Origin of the sequence: Massilia scottii (assembly GCF_030846495.1) — a bacterium.
Lineage (GTDB): Bacteria > Pseudomonadota > Gammaproteobacteria > Burkholderiales > Burkholderiaceae_D > Telluria_A > Telluria_A violaceinigra.
In genome coordinates, this window is sequence record NZ_JAVCWM010000006.1 from 239838 (window position 1) to 253589 (window position 13752).

General features: G+C 64.8%; 12 protein-coding genes and 1 riboswitch. Of the genes, 4 read left to right on the forward strand and 8 right to left on the reverse strand.

All coding sequences use genetic code 11. The features are described from left to right. Positions 1-39 precede the first annotated feature (39 nt). The 8 genes from RBA41_RS10595 to thiC form a co-directional block, all read right to left on the reverse strand. Positions 40-438, reverse strand: a complete 399-nt coding sequence (locus RBA41_RS10595) for a response regulator (RefSeq protein WP_306623636.1) — start codon at positions 436-438, stop codon at positions 40-42. Positions 439-452: 14 nt separating this feature from the next. Next, the gene (locus tag RBA41_RS10600) at positions 453-1040 is read right to left on the reverse strand and encodes a DNA-binding transcriptional response regulator (RefSeq protein ID WP_306623637.1); all 588 of its coding nucleotides are present in this window, start codon (positions 1038-1040) and stop codon (positions 453-455) included. A 301-nt stretch (positions 1041-1341) separates the two neighbouring features. Next, the gene (locus tag RBA41_RS10605; RefSeq protein WP_306623638.1) at positions 1342-1977 is read right to left on the reverse strand and encodes an ANTAR domain-containing response regulator; all 636 of its coding nucleotides are present in this window, start codon (positions 1975-1977) and stop codon (positions 1342-1344) included. Positions 1978-2013: 36 nt separating this feature from the next. Continuing rightward, positions 2014-2661 (reverse strand): thiamine phosphate synthase, encoded by a 648-nt coding sequence (gene thiE, locus RBA41_RS10610; protein ID WP_306623639.1) that lies wholly within the window; start codon positions 2659-2661, stop codon positions 2014-2016. A gap of 20 nt (positions 2662-2681) precedes the next feature. Continuing rightward, a complete protein-coding gene (gene thiD, locus RBA41_RS10615) occupies positions 2682-3419 on the reverse strand; it encodes a bifunctional hydroxymethylpyrimidine kinase/phosphomethylpyrimidine kinase (protein WP_306623640.1) in 738 nt (245 codons plus the stop codon). 17 nt (positions 3420-3436) lie between these two features. Further along, positions 3437-4243 (reverse strand): thiazole synthase, encoded by an 807-nt coding sequence (locus RBA41_RS10620; RefSeq protein WP_374709530.1) that lies wholly within the window; start codon positions 4241-4243, stop codon positions 3437-3439. Positions 4244-4260: 17 nt separating this feature from the next. Then, complete coding sequence (thiS, locus tag RBA41_RS10625) at positions 4261-4467, reverse strand: sulfur carrier protein ThiS (protein ID WP_099882074.1); 207 nt, start codon at positions 4465-4467, stop codon at positions 4261-4263. Between the two features lie 2 nt (positions 4468-4469). Beyond that, complete coding sequence (gene thiC / locus RBA41_RS10630; RefSeq protein ID WP_306623641.1) at positions 4470-6395, reverse strand: phosphomethylpyrimidine synthase ThiC; 1926 nt, start codon at positions 6393-6395, stop codon at positions 4470-4472. Between the two features lie 70 nt (positions 6396-6465). After that, positions 6466-6571: riboswitch (TPP riboswitch) on the reverse strand. A 392-nt stretch (positions 6572-6963) separates the two neighbouring features. Between thiC and RBA41_RS10635 the strand changes: the two genes are divergently transcribed. The 4 genes from RBA41_RS10635 to RBA41_RS10650 all read left to right on the forward strand — a co-directional run bounded on the left by RBA41_RS10635 (position 6964) and on the right by RBA41_RS10650 (position 13321). Beyond that, positions 6964-8529 (forward strand): S8 family serine peptidase, encoded by a 1566-nt coding sequence (locus tag RBA41_RS10635; RefSeq protein WP_306623642.1) that lies wholly within the window; start codon positions 6964-6966, stop codon positions 8527-8529. 86 nt (positions 8530-8615) lie between these two features. Then, positions 8616-9743 (forward strand): MGDG synthase family glycosyltransferase, encoded by a 1128-nt coding sequence (locus tag RBA41_RS10640; protein ID WP_306623643.1) that lies wholly within the window; start codon positions 8616-8618, stop codon positions 9741-9743. Beyond that, entirely contained in the window at positions 9740-10420 is a 681-nt protein-coding gene (locus RBA41_RS10645) for an SRPBCC family protein (RefSeq protein ID WP_306623644.1), read from the forward strand. The genes RBA41_RS10640 and RBA41_RS10645 overlap by 4 nt, the downstream gene beginning before the upstream one ends. Positions 10421-10510: 90 nt before the next feature. Further along, a complete protein-coding gene (locus tag RBA41_RS10650) occupies positions 10511-13321 on the forward strand; it encodes a valine--tRNA ligase (RefSeq protein WP_306623646.1) in 2811 nt (936 codons plus the stop codon). Positions 13322-13752 lie beyond the last annotated feature (431 nt).

Sequence of the window (13752 nt, forward strand, 5' to 3'; positions counted from 1 at the left end):
GCCATCATATCAAGCTGGAACCAAGCGTGCATCTTCCGTTCAAGCCGCGGCAAGCGCGTGCTGCTCCCACAGCGAGTGCAGCTGGCCGGTCAGGCGCAGCGGCATCAGGGGCTTGGGAATGACTCCGATCGCCCCCGCCTCGGCATAGCGCCGCACGTCCGCCTCCGATGTCAGGCCGGTCACGAACAGTGCCGGCGTCTCGGCCAGGTGCGGCATGCGGCGCAGCATGGCCAGGGTGGCGAGGCCGTCCAGTTCGGGCATCATCACGTCCAGCAAAATCAGGTCGGGCTTGAAATCCATGGCGGTGAGCAGCGCTTCGCGCCCGGAGCCGCAGTCGCGCACCTCGAATTTGCCGATCACCTCCAGCACCAGCTTGGCCGTGGTGCGCACGTGCAGGTCGTCTTCGACGTACAGGATGGTCTTGAGGCCGTTGTTCATGCCGGTGACCATGCCTAGTCCCCCGCCGTCATGCCGGGCGCAATCCCGAGCATGGTCGAAATGGTGCTCCACAGCTGGCGCGGCGAGGTCCATGGCTTGGGCAGGAAGGCGCGCACCGGGTCGCGCGCGTCGGGCAGGCGCGCCGAGTACACCAGCAGGGGCGTCGTCAGCAGCTCGGGCAGCAGCGCGCGGCCGTCGCCGTCGGACAGGCCGGGATCGAGCACCACCAGCGAATACAGTTGCGTGCCGAGCAGGTGGCGTGCCTCGGCGATGGTGGTCACGTGAGTCACGCGCGCTTCCGGCTGCAACAGGGTGGCCAGCACCAGCGCGGTCTTTTCATCGCTGTCGATATGCAGCACGCGCGGCACATTGCGAGCGCAGCCCTCATGGTCGCCCGGGCCGGCATCGCTCGCGCAGCCGAGCACCAGCGCCGCGTCCATCAAGGGCGCGGTCACGCGCGGTGCCTCGGCGTCCAGGGGGATAAAGGCGAAACCGACCTCGCGCCGCCGCGGGGTGTGGGAAAACAAGGTGCGGCGCTCTTTGGCGACCACTTGCGGGCCAGCGTCGGAAATGCAGAGTTTGTAATTAGCGGTCGCTTTCATGACGACCTCCTTTCTGAACCGTTTCGATCGACATCCTGCATCGCACGGCGCGGCAATAGCGCAAGCGTGGCGACATCAGGGGAACAATCGGCGGAGCTGGGCCGAAAACATCTATCGGCCGCAGGGGAAAGGCGGCGCTGAACAGGGGCGGACAGGAGCGGGTCAGGGCTCAGTCGCGCTACAAACTATGTGAAGAAATGCAAGTCACAGCACCAAGTGTAGCAAAGTTTTGCTCTACGGGAACAGTGTGCAAGATTTTTATTTTGAAAGCGTCCGCAACACGCAACGCCTTCGCGTCGCATCACTTCGATTTGAGACGACTGGCAAAACCGGCATGCAAACTGTTCAACGTTTCTTCGGCGGCCAGCAACTGGTCCGCCACTTCGTTGATCTTGCGCCGGCTCGAACGCGCATGGTCGCGCAGCACCTCGAAGGCGGTGTTGCGGTCGGTCTGGAATTTGCCCATCAACAAGCCCACGGCCAGGCTGGTTTCGCGTCCGGCGGCCAGGGCGGCGTTCAGGTTCAGTTCCGTGCGGCGCAGCTGGCGGATATCGTCGGCGCGCGCAAGACCCGCCTCGAAGGCTGGCATCAGGCGCTCGGCGTCGACCGGCTTGACCAGGTAGCCGAGCGCGCCGTAGGCGGCTGCCTGCTTGCTCGATTCGCTGTCGCCGATGGCCGACAGGAACATGAACGGCACCGTGGTGTGGGTCTTGAGGTGGTGCGCCAGTTCCAGCCCGGTCATGCCGGGCATGGTGATGTCGAGCAGCGCCATGTCCGGCTCGCCCGCGACGATCTGCTGCAGCGCTTCTTCGCCGGACGACGCGGTCACCGTGTCGTAGCCGGCATGGCCGATGACTTCATTGAGAAACTGCAGGAGCAGCGGATCGTCGTCGACGATGAGGATGCGGCGTTTCGCGACAGGGGCGGAAGTTGGCACGGAAGTCCTTTTACGCTATGGGGAAGTGTAAAAAGATTATACGGCCCCGGTCACGTTCGCGCACGTTTTCCGCTGCGCGCCGAACAAGGCATCGAACTGGCGCGCGCTAGCGCCCGGATCGGCGCTGCCATAGACCGATGTAATCGCCGCCACCATGTCGGCGCCGCGTTCGACCAGCGGCACGGCGTTGCGCGGCGTCATGCCGCCGATGACGACCAGCGGCAGCGCGATCTGGCTGCGCGCTTCCAGCAAAATATCCGGCGCGGTGGTGAAGCTGTAGCGCTTGACCGGCGATGGATAGAAGCCGCCGAAGGCCGCGTAGGTGGCGCCATCGCGTTCGGCCGCGCGCGCCAGTTCCAGGTCGCCGTAGCAGGAGGCGCCGACGATCTTGCCGGGTCCCAGGGCGGCGCGCACCTGCGCCACGGAGGCGTCGGTGCCGCCCACGTGCACGCCGTCGGCGCCCAAGGTCAGGCACAGGTCGAGGTGGTCGTTGATGACCAGCGGACGGCCGTAGCGGCGGCACAGCGCCAGCAACGCCGCACCCTGGCGCCGGCGCAGATCCGGGCTGGCGTCCTTGTGGCGGTACTGGACCAGCGCCACTCCGCCATCGAGGGCGGCGCGGGTGCAGTCGAGCAGGCGTTCGGTATCGTCCCAGTTGGGGGTGACCAGGTAAAGTCCGCGCATGGGGAGTGTCGCTTTCAGTGTCATAGTAAGGAAGGTAGGCGCCGTGGAATGCGCTGCCCGGGGCCGATCGCGAACGATTGCGCCAGGCTTTGATGGGTATAGGACTGGCCGCGTTCGAGGGCGTCAGACATCGATTCGCCCAGCGCCAGGCGGGCGGCAATCGCCGCCGCCAGGGTGCAGCCGCTGCCATGGAATTCGCCGGGCAGGCGCGGCCAGCGCCATTCCTGTTCGTGCCCTTCGCTGCGCCAGCGGTTGACGACATCGGGACCCTCGCCATGGCCGCCGGTGACCAGCAAATGCGGGCACGCCACCCGGCCAAGGGCGGCCGCTTCGCGCAGGTTCGGCACCACCAGCGTGGCCACGGCCAGCAGGGGCATGAGCGCCGCCAGGGCGTCGCCGCGCGCCAGCGCATCGCCATGGCCGCTGGCCAGCACCGGGTCGAGCACCACCGGCAGCGAGGGAATCCGCTGGCGCAGCTGCACGATCAGCGCGGCAATCGCCTCGGCGTTGGCGCGGTTGCCGGGGATGCCGAGTTTGACGGCTTTGACCTCGACCGTGTCGATCAGTGCCTGCGCCTGGCGCGTGAGCAGGGCGCAATCGACCGGCACCACGTCGTGGACGCGGTTATGGTCCTGCACCGTCAGCGCGGTGACCACCGGCAGCGCGTGCGCACCCTGGGCCGCGATCGCGGTCAGGTCGGCGGCGATGCCGGCGCCGCCCGACGGATCGAGTCCGGCGAACACCAGCACCGTCGGCATGAACGCACCCTGCCCTGTCACGCGACTTTGCCGGCCACCGGCGAGGACGGCACGGCGGCGAAGCGCTTGGGCATGCGTCCGGCCAAAAAGGCTTCGCGCCCGGCCTGCACCGCCAGGCGCATGGCGCCGGCCATGCGCACCGGATCGCGCGCGCCGGCAATGGCGCTGTTCATCAACACGCCGTCGCAGCCCAGTTCCATGGCAATCGCCGCGTCCGACGCGGTGCCCACGCCGGCGTCGACCAGCACCGGCACCTTGGCCTGCTCGATGATCAGGGACAGGTTCCAGGGATTGAGAATCCCCATGCCCGAGCCGATCAGGGACGCCAGCGGCATCACCGCCACGCAGCCGATTTCCTCCAGCAGGCGCGCCTGGATCGGATCGTCGCTGCAGTAGACCATGACGTCGAAGCCGTCCCTGACCAGCGCTTCGGCCGCGATCAGCGTTTCGGGCATGTGCGGGAACAGGGTCTTTTCGTCGCCCAGCACTTCGAGCTTGACCAGATTGCGTCCGCCCAGCAGCTCGCGCGCCATCTGCAGGGTGTACACCGCGTCTTTCGCGTTGTAGCAGCCGGCCGTGTTGGGCAGGATCGTGTACTGGTCGGGCGGCAGCACGTCCAGCAGGCTGGGAGCGTTGCGGTCCTGGCCGATATTCACGCGGCGGATCGCCACGGTGACGATGTCGGCCTGCGCGGCGTCGGTCGCCTCGCGCGTTTGCGCCAGGTCGCGGTATTTGCCGCTGCCGACCAGCAGGCGCGAACGGTAGGTTTTGCCTGCGATGGTGAGGACGTCGTTGCCGTCCCCGTTGTTATCGTTCATGTTCATTGTCGATTCCTTATCTGTCAGCCGCCGCCGATGGCGCGCACGATCTCGATTTTGTCCAGCGCCAGCACCGCGCGTTGCGGCCATTGCTGGCGCGGCACCACCTGGCGGTTGACCGCCAGCGCCATGGCCTGCCCGGGCGGCAGGCCAAGTTCCTCGACCAGGTCGAGCAAGGAGGCGCCCGGCGCCACGCGCCGTGCCTCGCCATTCACCTCGATCTCGATCACGGTCACACCTTTTTATAGAGCTCACCGCCCTGGCGCACGAATTCGATGGCTTTCACTTCCATCCCCTGGCGCAGCGCGCTTTGCTCGCTCACGTTCATGGTGGCGGCGTAGTCGCGTACTTCCTGGGTGATCTTCATCGAGCAGAAATGCGGTCCGCACATCGAGCAGAAATGCGCCACCTTGGCCGAATCCTTCGGTAAGGTCTCGTCGTGGAATTCGCGCGCCTTGTCCGGATCGAGGCCCAGGTTGAACTGGTCGTCCCAGCGGAACTCGAAGCGCGCTTTCGACAGCGCGTTGTCGCGGATCTGCGCGCCCGGATGGCCCTTGGCCAGGTCGGCTGCGTGGGCCGCGATCTTGTAGGTGATGATGCCATCCTTGACATCATCCTTGTTCGGCAGGCCCAGATGTTCCTTGGGCGTGACGTAGCACAGCATGGCGGTGCCGTACCAGCCGATCATGGCCGCGCCGATGCCGGAGGTGATGTGGTCGTAGCCGGGCGCGATGTCGGTCGTCAAAGGTCCCAGGGTGTAGAACGGCGCTTCGCCGCACTGGTCCAGCTGCAGGTCCATGTTCTCTTTAATGAGCTGCATCGGCACGTGGCCCGGGCCTTCGATCATGACCTGCACGTCGTGCTTCCAGGCGACCTGGGTCAGTTCGCCCAGGGTCTTCAGTTCGGCCAGCTGGGCTTCGTCGTTGGCGTCGTAGATCGAACCGGGACGCAGGCCGTCGCCCAGGCTGAACGAGACGTCGTAAGCCTTCATGATGGCGCAGATGTCTTCGAAGTGCGTGTACAGGAACGATTCCTTGTGATGCGCGAGGCACCACTTGGCCATGATCGAGCCGCCGCGCGAGACGATGCCGGTCAGGCGCGAGGCCGTCATCGGCACGTAGCGCAGCAGCACGCCGGCGTGGATGGTGAAGTAATCGACGCCTTGCTCGGCCTGTTCGATCAGGGTGTCGCGGAAGATTTCCCAGGTCAGGTCCTCGGCCTTGCCGTTGACCTTTTCCAGCGCCTGGTAAATCGGCACGGTGCCGATCGGTACCGGGCTGTTACGGATGATCCATTCGCGCGTTTCGTGAATGTGCTTGCCGGTCGACAGATCCATGACGTTGTCGGCGCCCCAGCGGATCGCCCAGGTCATTTTTTCGACTTCCTCGCCGATCGACGAGGTCACGGCCGAATTGCCGATGTTGGCGTTGATCTTGACCAGGAAATTACGGCCGATGATCATCGGCTCGACTTCCGGATGGTTGATGTTGGCCGGGATGATGGCGCGTCCGCGCGCGATTTCCTCGCGCACGAATTCGGCGGTGATGGTGTCCGGGATGCTGGCGCCGAACGACTGGCCCGGATGCTGGCGGCCCAGCAGCTGGGCGCTGCGCTTGCCCATCGGGCCGGACGCTTCGAGCTCCTGCAAGTACTCCTGGCGGCGCAGGTTTTCGCGGATCGCCACGTATTCCATTTCGGGCGTGATGATGCCGCGGCGCGCGTAGTGCATCTGCGTCACGTTGGCGCCGGCCAGTGCGCGGCGCGGGGTGCGCTGCAGCTGGAAGCGCAGCGCGGCCAGCGCCGGATCGTCCAGGCGCGCCTGGCCGTAGGCCGAGCTGGGGCCGGCCAGTTCCTCGGTGTCGCCGCGCTCCAGAATCCACGGCAGGCGCGGGGTACCGAGGCCAGAGCGGATGTCGATCTGCGCTTCCGGATCGGTGTACGGGCCGGACGTGTCATATATATACACGGGCGGATTCGGTTCGGCGCCGAACGAGGCGGCGGTATCGGACTGGCTGACGGCGCGCATCGGCACGCGCAGGTCGGCGCGGCTGCCCTGGGCATAGACTTTGCGGGAATTCGGGAAAGGCGCGATGGCGGCTTCGTCCACCGTGGCGGTGGCCGAATCGAATTTGAGCGGGGTTTTAAGCGGTGCGTTCATGTGGCTCCATTGCGTGCAGGAGCCAGCAAAGGAGTAGGAGCGGCCGGGATGGCAGCCGTGACGGCGCATCCATGGAACTCACTGGCTTCCCTTCGCTGGCATTATCCAGATCAGGTTCAGAGGGTGTTTCTCACCCGCGCGTCGCTCAGCGACTTGCAGGACCCCTAGCGTGTGCCGCCTTGCGGCAGCGAGCGTCATTATACCTGTTGATCGGCCGGACAAGATGGCTTTTTCGGCACGTCCGGCGCAGTGATCTGCCACAAGACCCGCGCGCACCGGAGTGGGACACTGAACAATCGTGGAGCGCGGATGGCATGCCTGACACGATTGCCGTTCCGGCCACATGATTGCAGTGTGAGGCGCAAAACAATATCACCAATTCTCACATCCGGCAGTGAGCGCACGGCAGGAATCGTGATTTTCGGTACAAAACAACAGTTGCATGACGCGCAAAACAACTTGTTTGATTGCTCTAATCGTTTCCCAATACACTTAATTTCTGGTCCCATGGGCACGCCAGTCACCAACGCCTGCGGCACCTTTGAAACGATCATTCCGGAGAACTGCCATGATGCATACCAAGCCTGAAATGTCCCCCATCGCCAGCGCGGTCAAACTATTGTTGGCCACCGTCGCAGTCGGCGTCGTCACGCATGCGTCCGCGGCGGCGGACACGACCCGCGTGATCGTCGCGTTCAAGCCGGGCAAGGCGGCCATCGTCAAGGCGGCGGTGTCGGGCGCTCACGGTGCGGTCAAGCACGAGATCCACGGCATGAATGCGATGGCGATCGAGGTGCCGGCCCAGGCCCTGAACGGACTGCTGCGCAATCCGAACGTCGAGTACATCGAGGAAGACGTGGTGCGCAAGGCGTTTGCCCTGACGTCGGCGTCGACCGGCACGCCCTACGCGACCGGCCAGCTGGTGCCCTACGGGATCAAGCTGGTGCAGGCCGACCTGCTGCCGGACGCGAACGCCGCCAACCGCAAGGTATGCATCATCGATTCCGGCTACGACCGCGCCCACGAAGACCTGAGCGCCAACAGCGTCGCCGGCGAATACGATGCCGGCACCGGCAACTGGTACACCGACGAAAACCATCATGGCACGCACGTGGCGGGCACGGTCGCGGCCATCAACAACAGCGGCACCGGCGTGGTGGGCGTGAACGCCAACCGGCTTTTGAAACTGCACATCGTGAAGGTGTTCGGCGCCGCTGGCTGGGCCTATTCCTCGTCCCTGGCGACGGCCGCCAACAAGTGCGGCAGCGCCGGCGCCAACGTGATCAGCATGTCGCTCGGCGGCGGGCGTGCCAGCAAGACCGAGCAGCGCGCCTTCGATGCGCTGGCCGCCAAGGGTGTGCTCAGCATCGCCGCGGCGGGCAACGATGGCAACACGGTGATCTCCTACCCGGCCGGCTACAGCAGCGTGATGATGGTCGGCGCGCTGGACGAGAACAAGGCCTGGGCCAGCTTCTCGCAGTACAACAGCAAGGTCGAAATTTCCGGCCCTGGCGTGGGCGTACTCTCGACCGTACCGATGAACAGCGGCTCAACGCCGTCGCTGACCGTGGGCGCCACCGTGTATGCGCCAGGGTCGATGGACGGCTCGCCCGTGAAAACGGCCAGCGCGCCGCTGGCCGACTTCGGCCTGGGCGACAAGGTCAACGCCGCCGTCTCGGGCAAGGTGTGCCTGATCGCGCGCGGCAGCATCGATTTCGCCACCAAGGTCGCCAACTGCCAGAACAGCGGGGGCGTGGGCGCGGTCGTGTACAACAACGTGGCCGGCGCCTTTACCGGCACGGTCGGCACGGCCACGCTCATTCCATCGGTGTCGGCATCAAGCACCGAGGGCGCGCAGCTCAAGACCCAGCTGGGCCAGAGCGCCACGGTGGCGGTCAAGCCGGCCAGCTACGCCTACTTCGACGGCACCTCGATGGCGACCCCGCACGTGTCGGCGGTGGCGGCGCTGGTGTGGAGCTACTTCCCGACCTGCAGCGGCGCCCAGATCCGCACCTCGCTCGGCAAGAGCGCGCTCGACCTGGGCACGGCGGGACGCGACACCAGGTACGGCTTTGGCCTGGTGCAGGCAAAGGCCGCCTACGACCGCATCAAGTTGATGGGTTGCGGGAATTGATCTGACGCCGGACCTTGCGGAGATGGTACGCTGATAGACTTTTGTTTATCCGGGGCGCCTGGCGCCCCTACCATCTCCGGGCAAGTATGACGAAAAAGATTTTGCTGTTAAGCGTTTCCGCCGGCGCCGGCCATATGCGCGCGGCCGAAGCGATCCGCGCCCACGCGGCGGCGGCGCCGGGCGGCATCGAGGCCACCCACCTGGACGTGATGGATTACGTGACGTCCGGCTTTCGCAAGATGTACACCGAGTTCTATCTGAAGCTGGTCAACAAGGCGCCGGCGCTGTGGGGCTACCTGTACCAGGCCAGCAACGATGCGCGCCCGGACAGCACCATGCAGCAGTTGCGGCGCGGCCTGGAGCGCCTCAACACGCGCGCGCTGATGCAGGCCATCGAGGATGCCCGGCCGGACGCCATCGTCTGCACCCACTTCCTGCCGGCCGAGATTCTGGCGCGCGCGATCCGCAAGCGCGGCTTCACCTGCCCGGTGTGGGTGCAGGTGACCGACTTCGACCTGCACCGCATGTGGGTGCACGAGAACATGGCCGGCTACTTCGCCGGCAACGAGGAAGTCGCCTACCGCATGCGGCGCTGCGGCATTGCGCCGGAACGCATCCACGTGACCGGCATTCCGATCATGCCGGCCTTCGGGCAGGTGCCGGAACGCGCCGCCTGCGCGCGCGATTTCGGACTCGACCCGGACACCACCACCTTCTTGCTGATGGGCGGCGGCGCGGGCCTGGGCAGCCTGGAGACGGTGGCCGAACGCCTGCTGAGCCTCGAAGGTACCTTCCAGCTGATCGTCTTGGCCGGTAAGAACGCCAAGGCACTGGCCGCGCTCAAGCTGCTCGAAGCGCGCTTTCCGGGACGCCTGCTGGCGCAGGGCTTTACCAATCACGTGGAGCGCCTGATGGCCTGCGCCGACCTGGTGATCACCAAGCCGGGCGGGCTGACAAGTTCGGAATGCCTGGCCATGGGCCTGCCGATGATCGTCAATTCGCCGATTCCGGGGCAGGAGGAGCGCAACGCCGACTACCTGCTCGAACAGGGCGTGGCACTCAAGGCGGTCGATGGCCCGACGCTGGAATACCGCATCGCCCATCTGCTGGCGCATCCCGGCCAGCTGGCCGCCATGGGCGAACGTGCGCGTGCGCTGGGCCGCCCGCATGCGGCCGGCGCTGTCCTGGCCCAGGTGCTGGGGCAGCCGGCATGAGCGCACGCGGACCGGTTGCCATGAACGCCACCTATTTGACCAACACCGTGACCAACATCGAAAAAAGCCTCATGACCACGACCAGACTATTCTTGTGCGCGGCGCTGTCCGCCGCCTGCGCCGGCGCTTACGCGGACCCCGGCATCGACACCGCCAAACTGACCGAGACGGTGGTCTCCCTCGCCGACGTCAGCAAGCCCGGCCAGCCCGGCAAGGCCTTCATGGCCGCCACCATCATCAACGCCCCCGTGCCGAAGCTGTGCGCGATGATCCAGGATTACGCGGCCTACCCGAGCTTCATGCCCAACGTCGAGAAGGTGGCGGTGCTGCGCAAGGATGACGCGGCGCAGGTCGACATGACGCTCAAGCTCCCGCTCGGGAAGGTCAAGAAGTACCGCCTGCGCATGGAGCCGAAGGTGACCGCCTATCATTGCCAGCTGTCGTGGAAAATGCTGCCCTGGGAAGGCGTGAAGGCCGAGGAAGCGATCGCCGACACCACCGGTTTCTGGCTGCTGGCACCGAACGCCGCGGACAAAACCAAGACCGTCGTCAAGTACATGGTGTACACCGATCCGGGTCCGGTGCCGATGGGACTGGGCTGGATCGTCGACAGCATGAGCCGTGGCAGCATGCCCAAGACCCTGGAAGCGCTGCGCCAGCGCGCCGCGGCGCAATAACTGTCCGCGGCCAGGCCGGCCGGTATTCCCGGCTGCGGCCTGGCGGCAGTCCTCTATAATGAACGTTTTCGCAAAAATACACGACAAACCATGGAATTAGACAAATCTTTCGAGCCCGCCGACATTGAACGATACTGGCGCGCGGAGTGGGAAAAACGCGGCTACTTCGCCGCGACCACCGACGCCGACAAGCCGTCGTTTTGCATCCAGCTGCCGCCGCCGAACGTCACCGGCACCCTGCACATGGGCCATGCGTTCAACCAGACCATCATGGATGGCCTGACCCGCTACTACCGCATGCGCGGCTTCAATACCGCCTGGGTCCCGGGCACCGACCATGCCGGCATCGCCACCCAGATCGTGGTGGAGCGCCAGCTCGACGCGCAGAAAATCTCGCGCCATGACCTGGGCCGCGAAAAGTTCGTCGAAAAAGTCTGGGAATGGAAAGAGAAGTCGGGGAACATCATCACCGGCCAGATGCGCCGCATGGGTACCTCGCCCGACTGGTCGCGCGAATACTTCACGATGGACGAACCGCGCTCGAAAGTTGTCACCGACGTCTTCGTGCGTCTGTTCGAGCAGGGCCTGATCTACCGCGGCAAGCGCCTGGTGAACTGGGACCCGAAACTGGGCACCGCCGTGTCGGACCTGGAAGTGGTGTCGGAAGAAGAAGACGGCTCGATGTGGTACATCCGCTATCCGTTCGCGGACGGCAGCGGCCACCTGACGGTGGCCACCACGCGTCCTGAAACGCTGCTCGGCGACGTCGCCGTGGCGGTCGATCCGACCGACGAGCGTTACGAGGCGCTGGTCGGCAAGATGCTCAAGCTGCCGCTGACGGAGCGCGAAATCCCGATCATCGCCGACGAATACGTCGACAAGGCCTTCGGCACCGGCTGCGTGAAGATCACCCCGGCGCACGACCTGAACGATTATGCGGTCGGCCAGCGCCACAAGCTGCCGATGATCTGCGTGATGACGCTCGACGCCAAGATGAACGAAGAAGCGCCCGAGGCTTACCGTGGCCTGGACCGTTTCGTGGCGCGCAAGAAGATCGTGGCCGACCTCGATGCGCAAGGGCTGCTGCAGGAAGTCAAGCCGCACAAGCTGATGGTGCCGCGCGGCGACCGTACCGGCGTGGTCATCGAGCCGATGCTGACCGACCAGTGGTTTGTCGCCATGACCAAGCCGGCGCCGGAAGGCACTTTCTTCCCGGGTAAATCGATCGCCGAAGTGGCGCTCGACAAAGTCGCCCAGGGCGAGATCAAGTTCGTGCCGGAGAACTGGAACACCACCTACAACCAGTGGCTCAACAACATCCAGGACTGGTGCATCTCGCGCCAGCTGTGGTGGGGCCACCAGATTCCGGCGTGGTACGACGACGCCGGCAATATCTTTGTCGCCAAGACCGAGGAAGAAGCCAAGGCCAAGGCGCTGGCGGCCGGCGTGACGGCGCCGCTGCGCCGCGACGACGACGTGCTCGATACCTGGTTCTCGTCGGCGCTGGTGCCCTTCTCCACCATGGGCTGGCCGGAAGAGACGGTCGACCTGAAGACCTTCCTGCCGTCGTCGGTGCTGGTGACGGGCTTCGACATCATCTTCTTCTGGGTTGCGCGCATGGTCATGATGACCGCGCACTTCACCGGCAAGGTGCCGTTCGAGACCGTGTACGTGCATGGCCTGGTGCGCGATTCGACCGGCCAGAAAATGTCCAAATCGAAGGGCAACACGCTCGACCCGATCGATCTGATCGACGGCATCGACGTCGAAGCGCTGGTCGAGAAGCGCACCACCGGCTTGATGAATCCGCGCGACGCCGAAAAGATCGCCAAAGCCACGCGCAAGGAATTCCCGGAAGGGATCGCGGCCTACGGTACCGATGCGGTGCGCTTCACGATGGCCAGCTACGCTTCGCTGGGCCGCAACATCAATTTCGATCTGGGCCGCGCCGAGGGCTACCGCAACTTCAACAACAAGCTGTGGAACGCCACCCGCTTCGTGCTGATGAACACCCAGGACAAGGATTGCAGCGTGCCGGCCGATGCCGACCTGTCGCAGGGCGACCGCTGGATTCTGTCGACCATGCAGCGCGCCGAAATGGAAGTGATCAAGGGCTTCGACGACTACCGGTTCGATAACATCGCCTCGGCCATCCACAAGTTCGTGTGGTACGACTACTGCGACTGGTACCTGGAAATGGCCAAGGTACAGATCCAGCACGGCAGCGAAGGCCAGCAGCGCGCCACCCGCAATACGCTGCTGCGCGTGCTGGAAGTGATCCTGCGCCTGGCGCATCCGATCATCCCGTTCGTGACCGAAACGCTGTGGCAGACCGTCGCGCCGCTGGCGGGCAAGCAGCTCAACCCGGCCGGCGACTCGATCATGGTGCAGCCGTATCCGCAAGCTAATCCCGCGCTCATCGACGAGCGCGCGGAAGAGTGGATGGGCCAGCTCAAGGCGCTGACCGATGGCACCCGTACCCTGCGCGGTGAGATGAAGCTGCCGGAGTCGATGCGCGTGCCGCTGATCGTGGAAGCGGCCGATGCCGCCGACCGCGCGCGCCTGGAAAGCTATGCCGCTTATGTGCAGACCCTGGGCAAGCTGTCGGAAGTGAACATCGTCGACACCTTGCCGGAGTCGCCGGCGGCCGTGGCGGTGGTGGGCGCGACCAAGCTGATGCTCAAGGTCGAGATCGACGTGGCGGCGGAACGCGAGCGCATGGCGAAGGAAATCGCCCGCATCGAAGGCGAGATCGCCAAGGTGAACGGCAAGCTGGGCAACGAAAGCTTCGTGGCGCGCGCGCCTGAGGCGGTGGTTGCGCAGGAAAAAGAGCGTCTGGTCAATTTCTCGGCCACGATAGAAAAACTGCGCGAGCAGCTGGCCAAGCTGCCGAAGGCGTAAGCCGTCACGCAACAGTGCTGCGCGCTTTTGCTTCCAGCAGGAAGCGAGAGCGCGCCGTACGTACTAGAAAAAATGTCAAGTTGAAAATGTACACTGTCTTATTCAGTTAACATTTGACAATATTTTCTCAAAAGAACTTAAAGTTTCTCTATAATATCGTTCTTTGGTGAGCGGGACCCACTCCCGTTATTGGTCAGCCGACCGACACCTGCGATGTTCCTGATTTGTTCCCGTTGATCGACGCATGCCGTCGACAGCCCCCCTGTTACCCGGTTCCGTGGCTTGCACGGGGCTGGCGTTCGCAGCGCGCATAACAACATCATTCACCGGTTCACGCCGGCACGCAGACTGCAAGCAACTTTTGCCAAGCCCGCGGCATGGCCGTGGTGGATTTCCATTGGCTGGCGGAAGTACGACTATTTTTGAAAAGA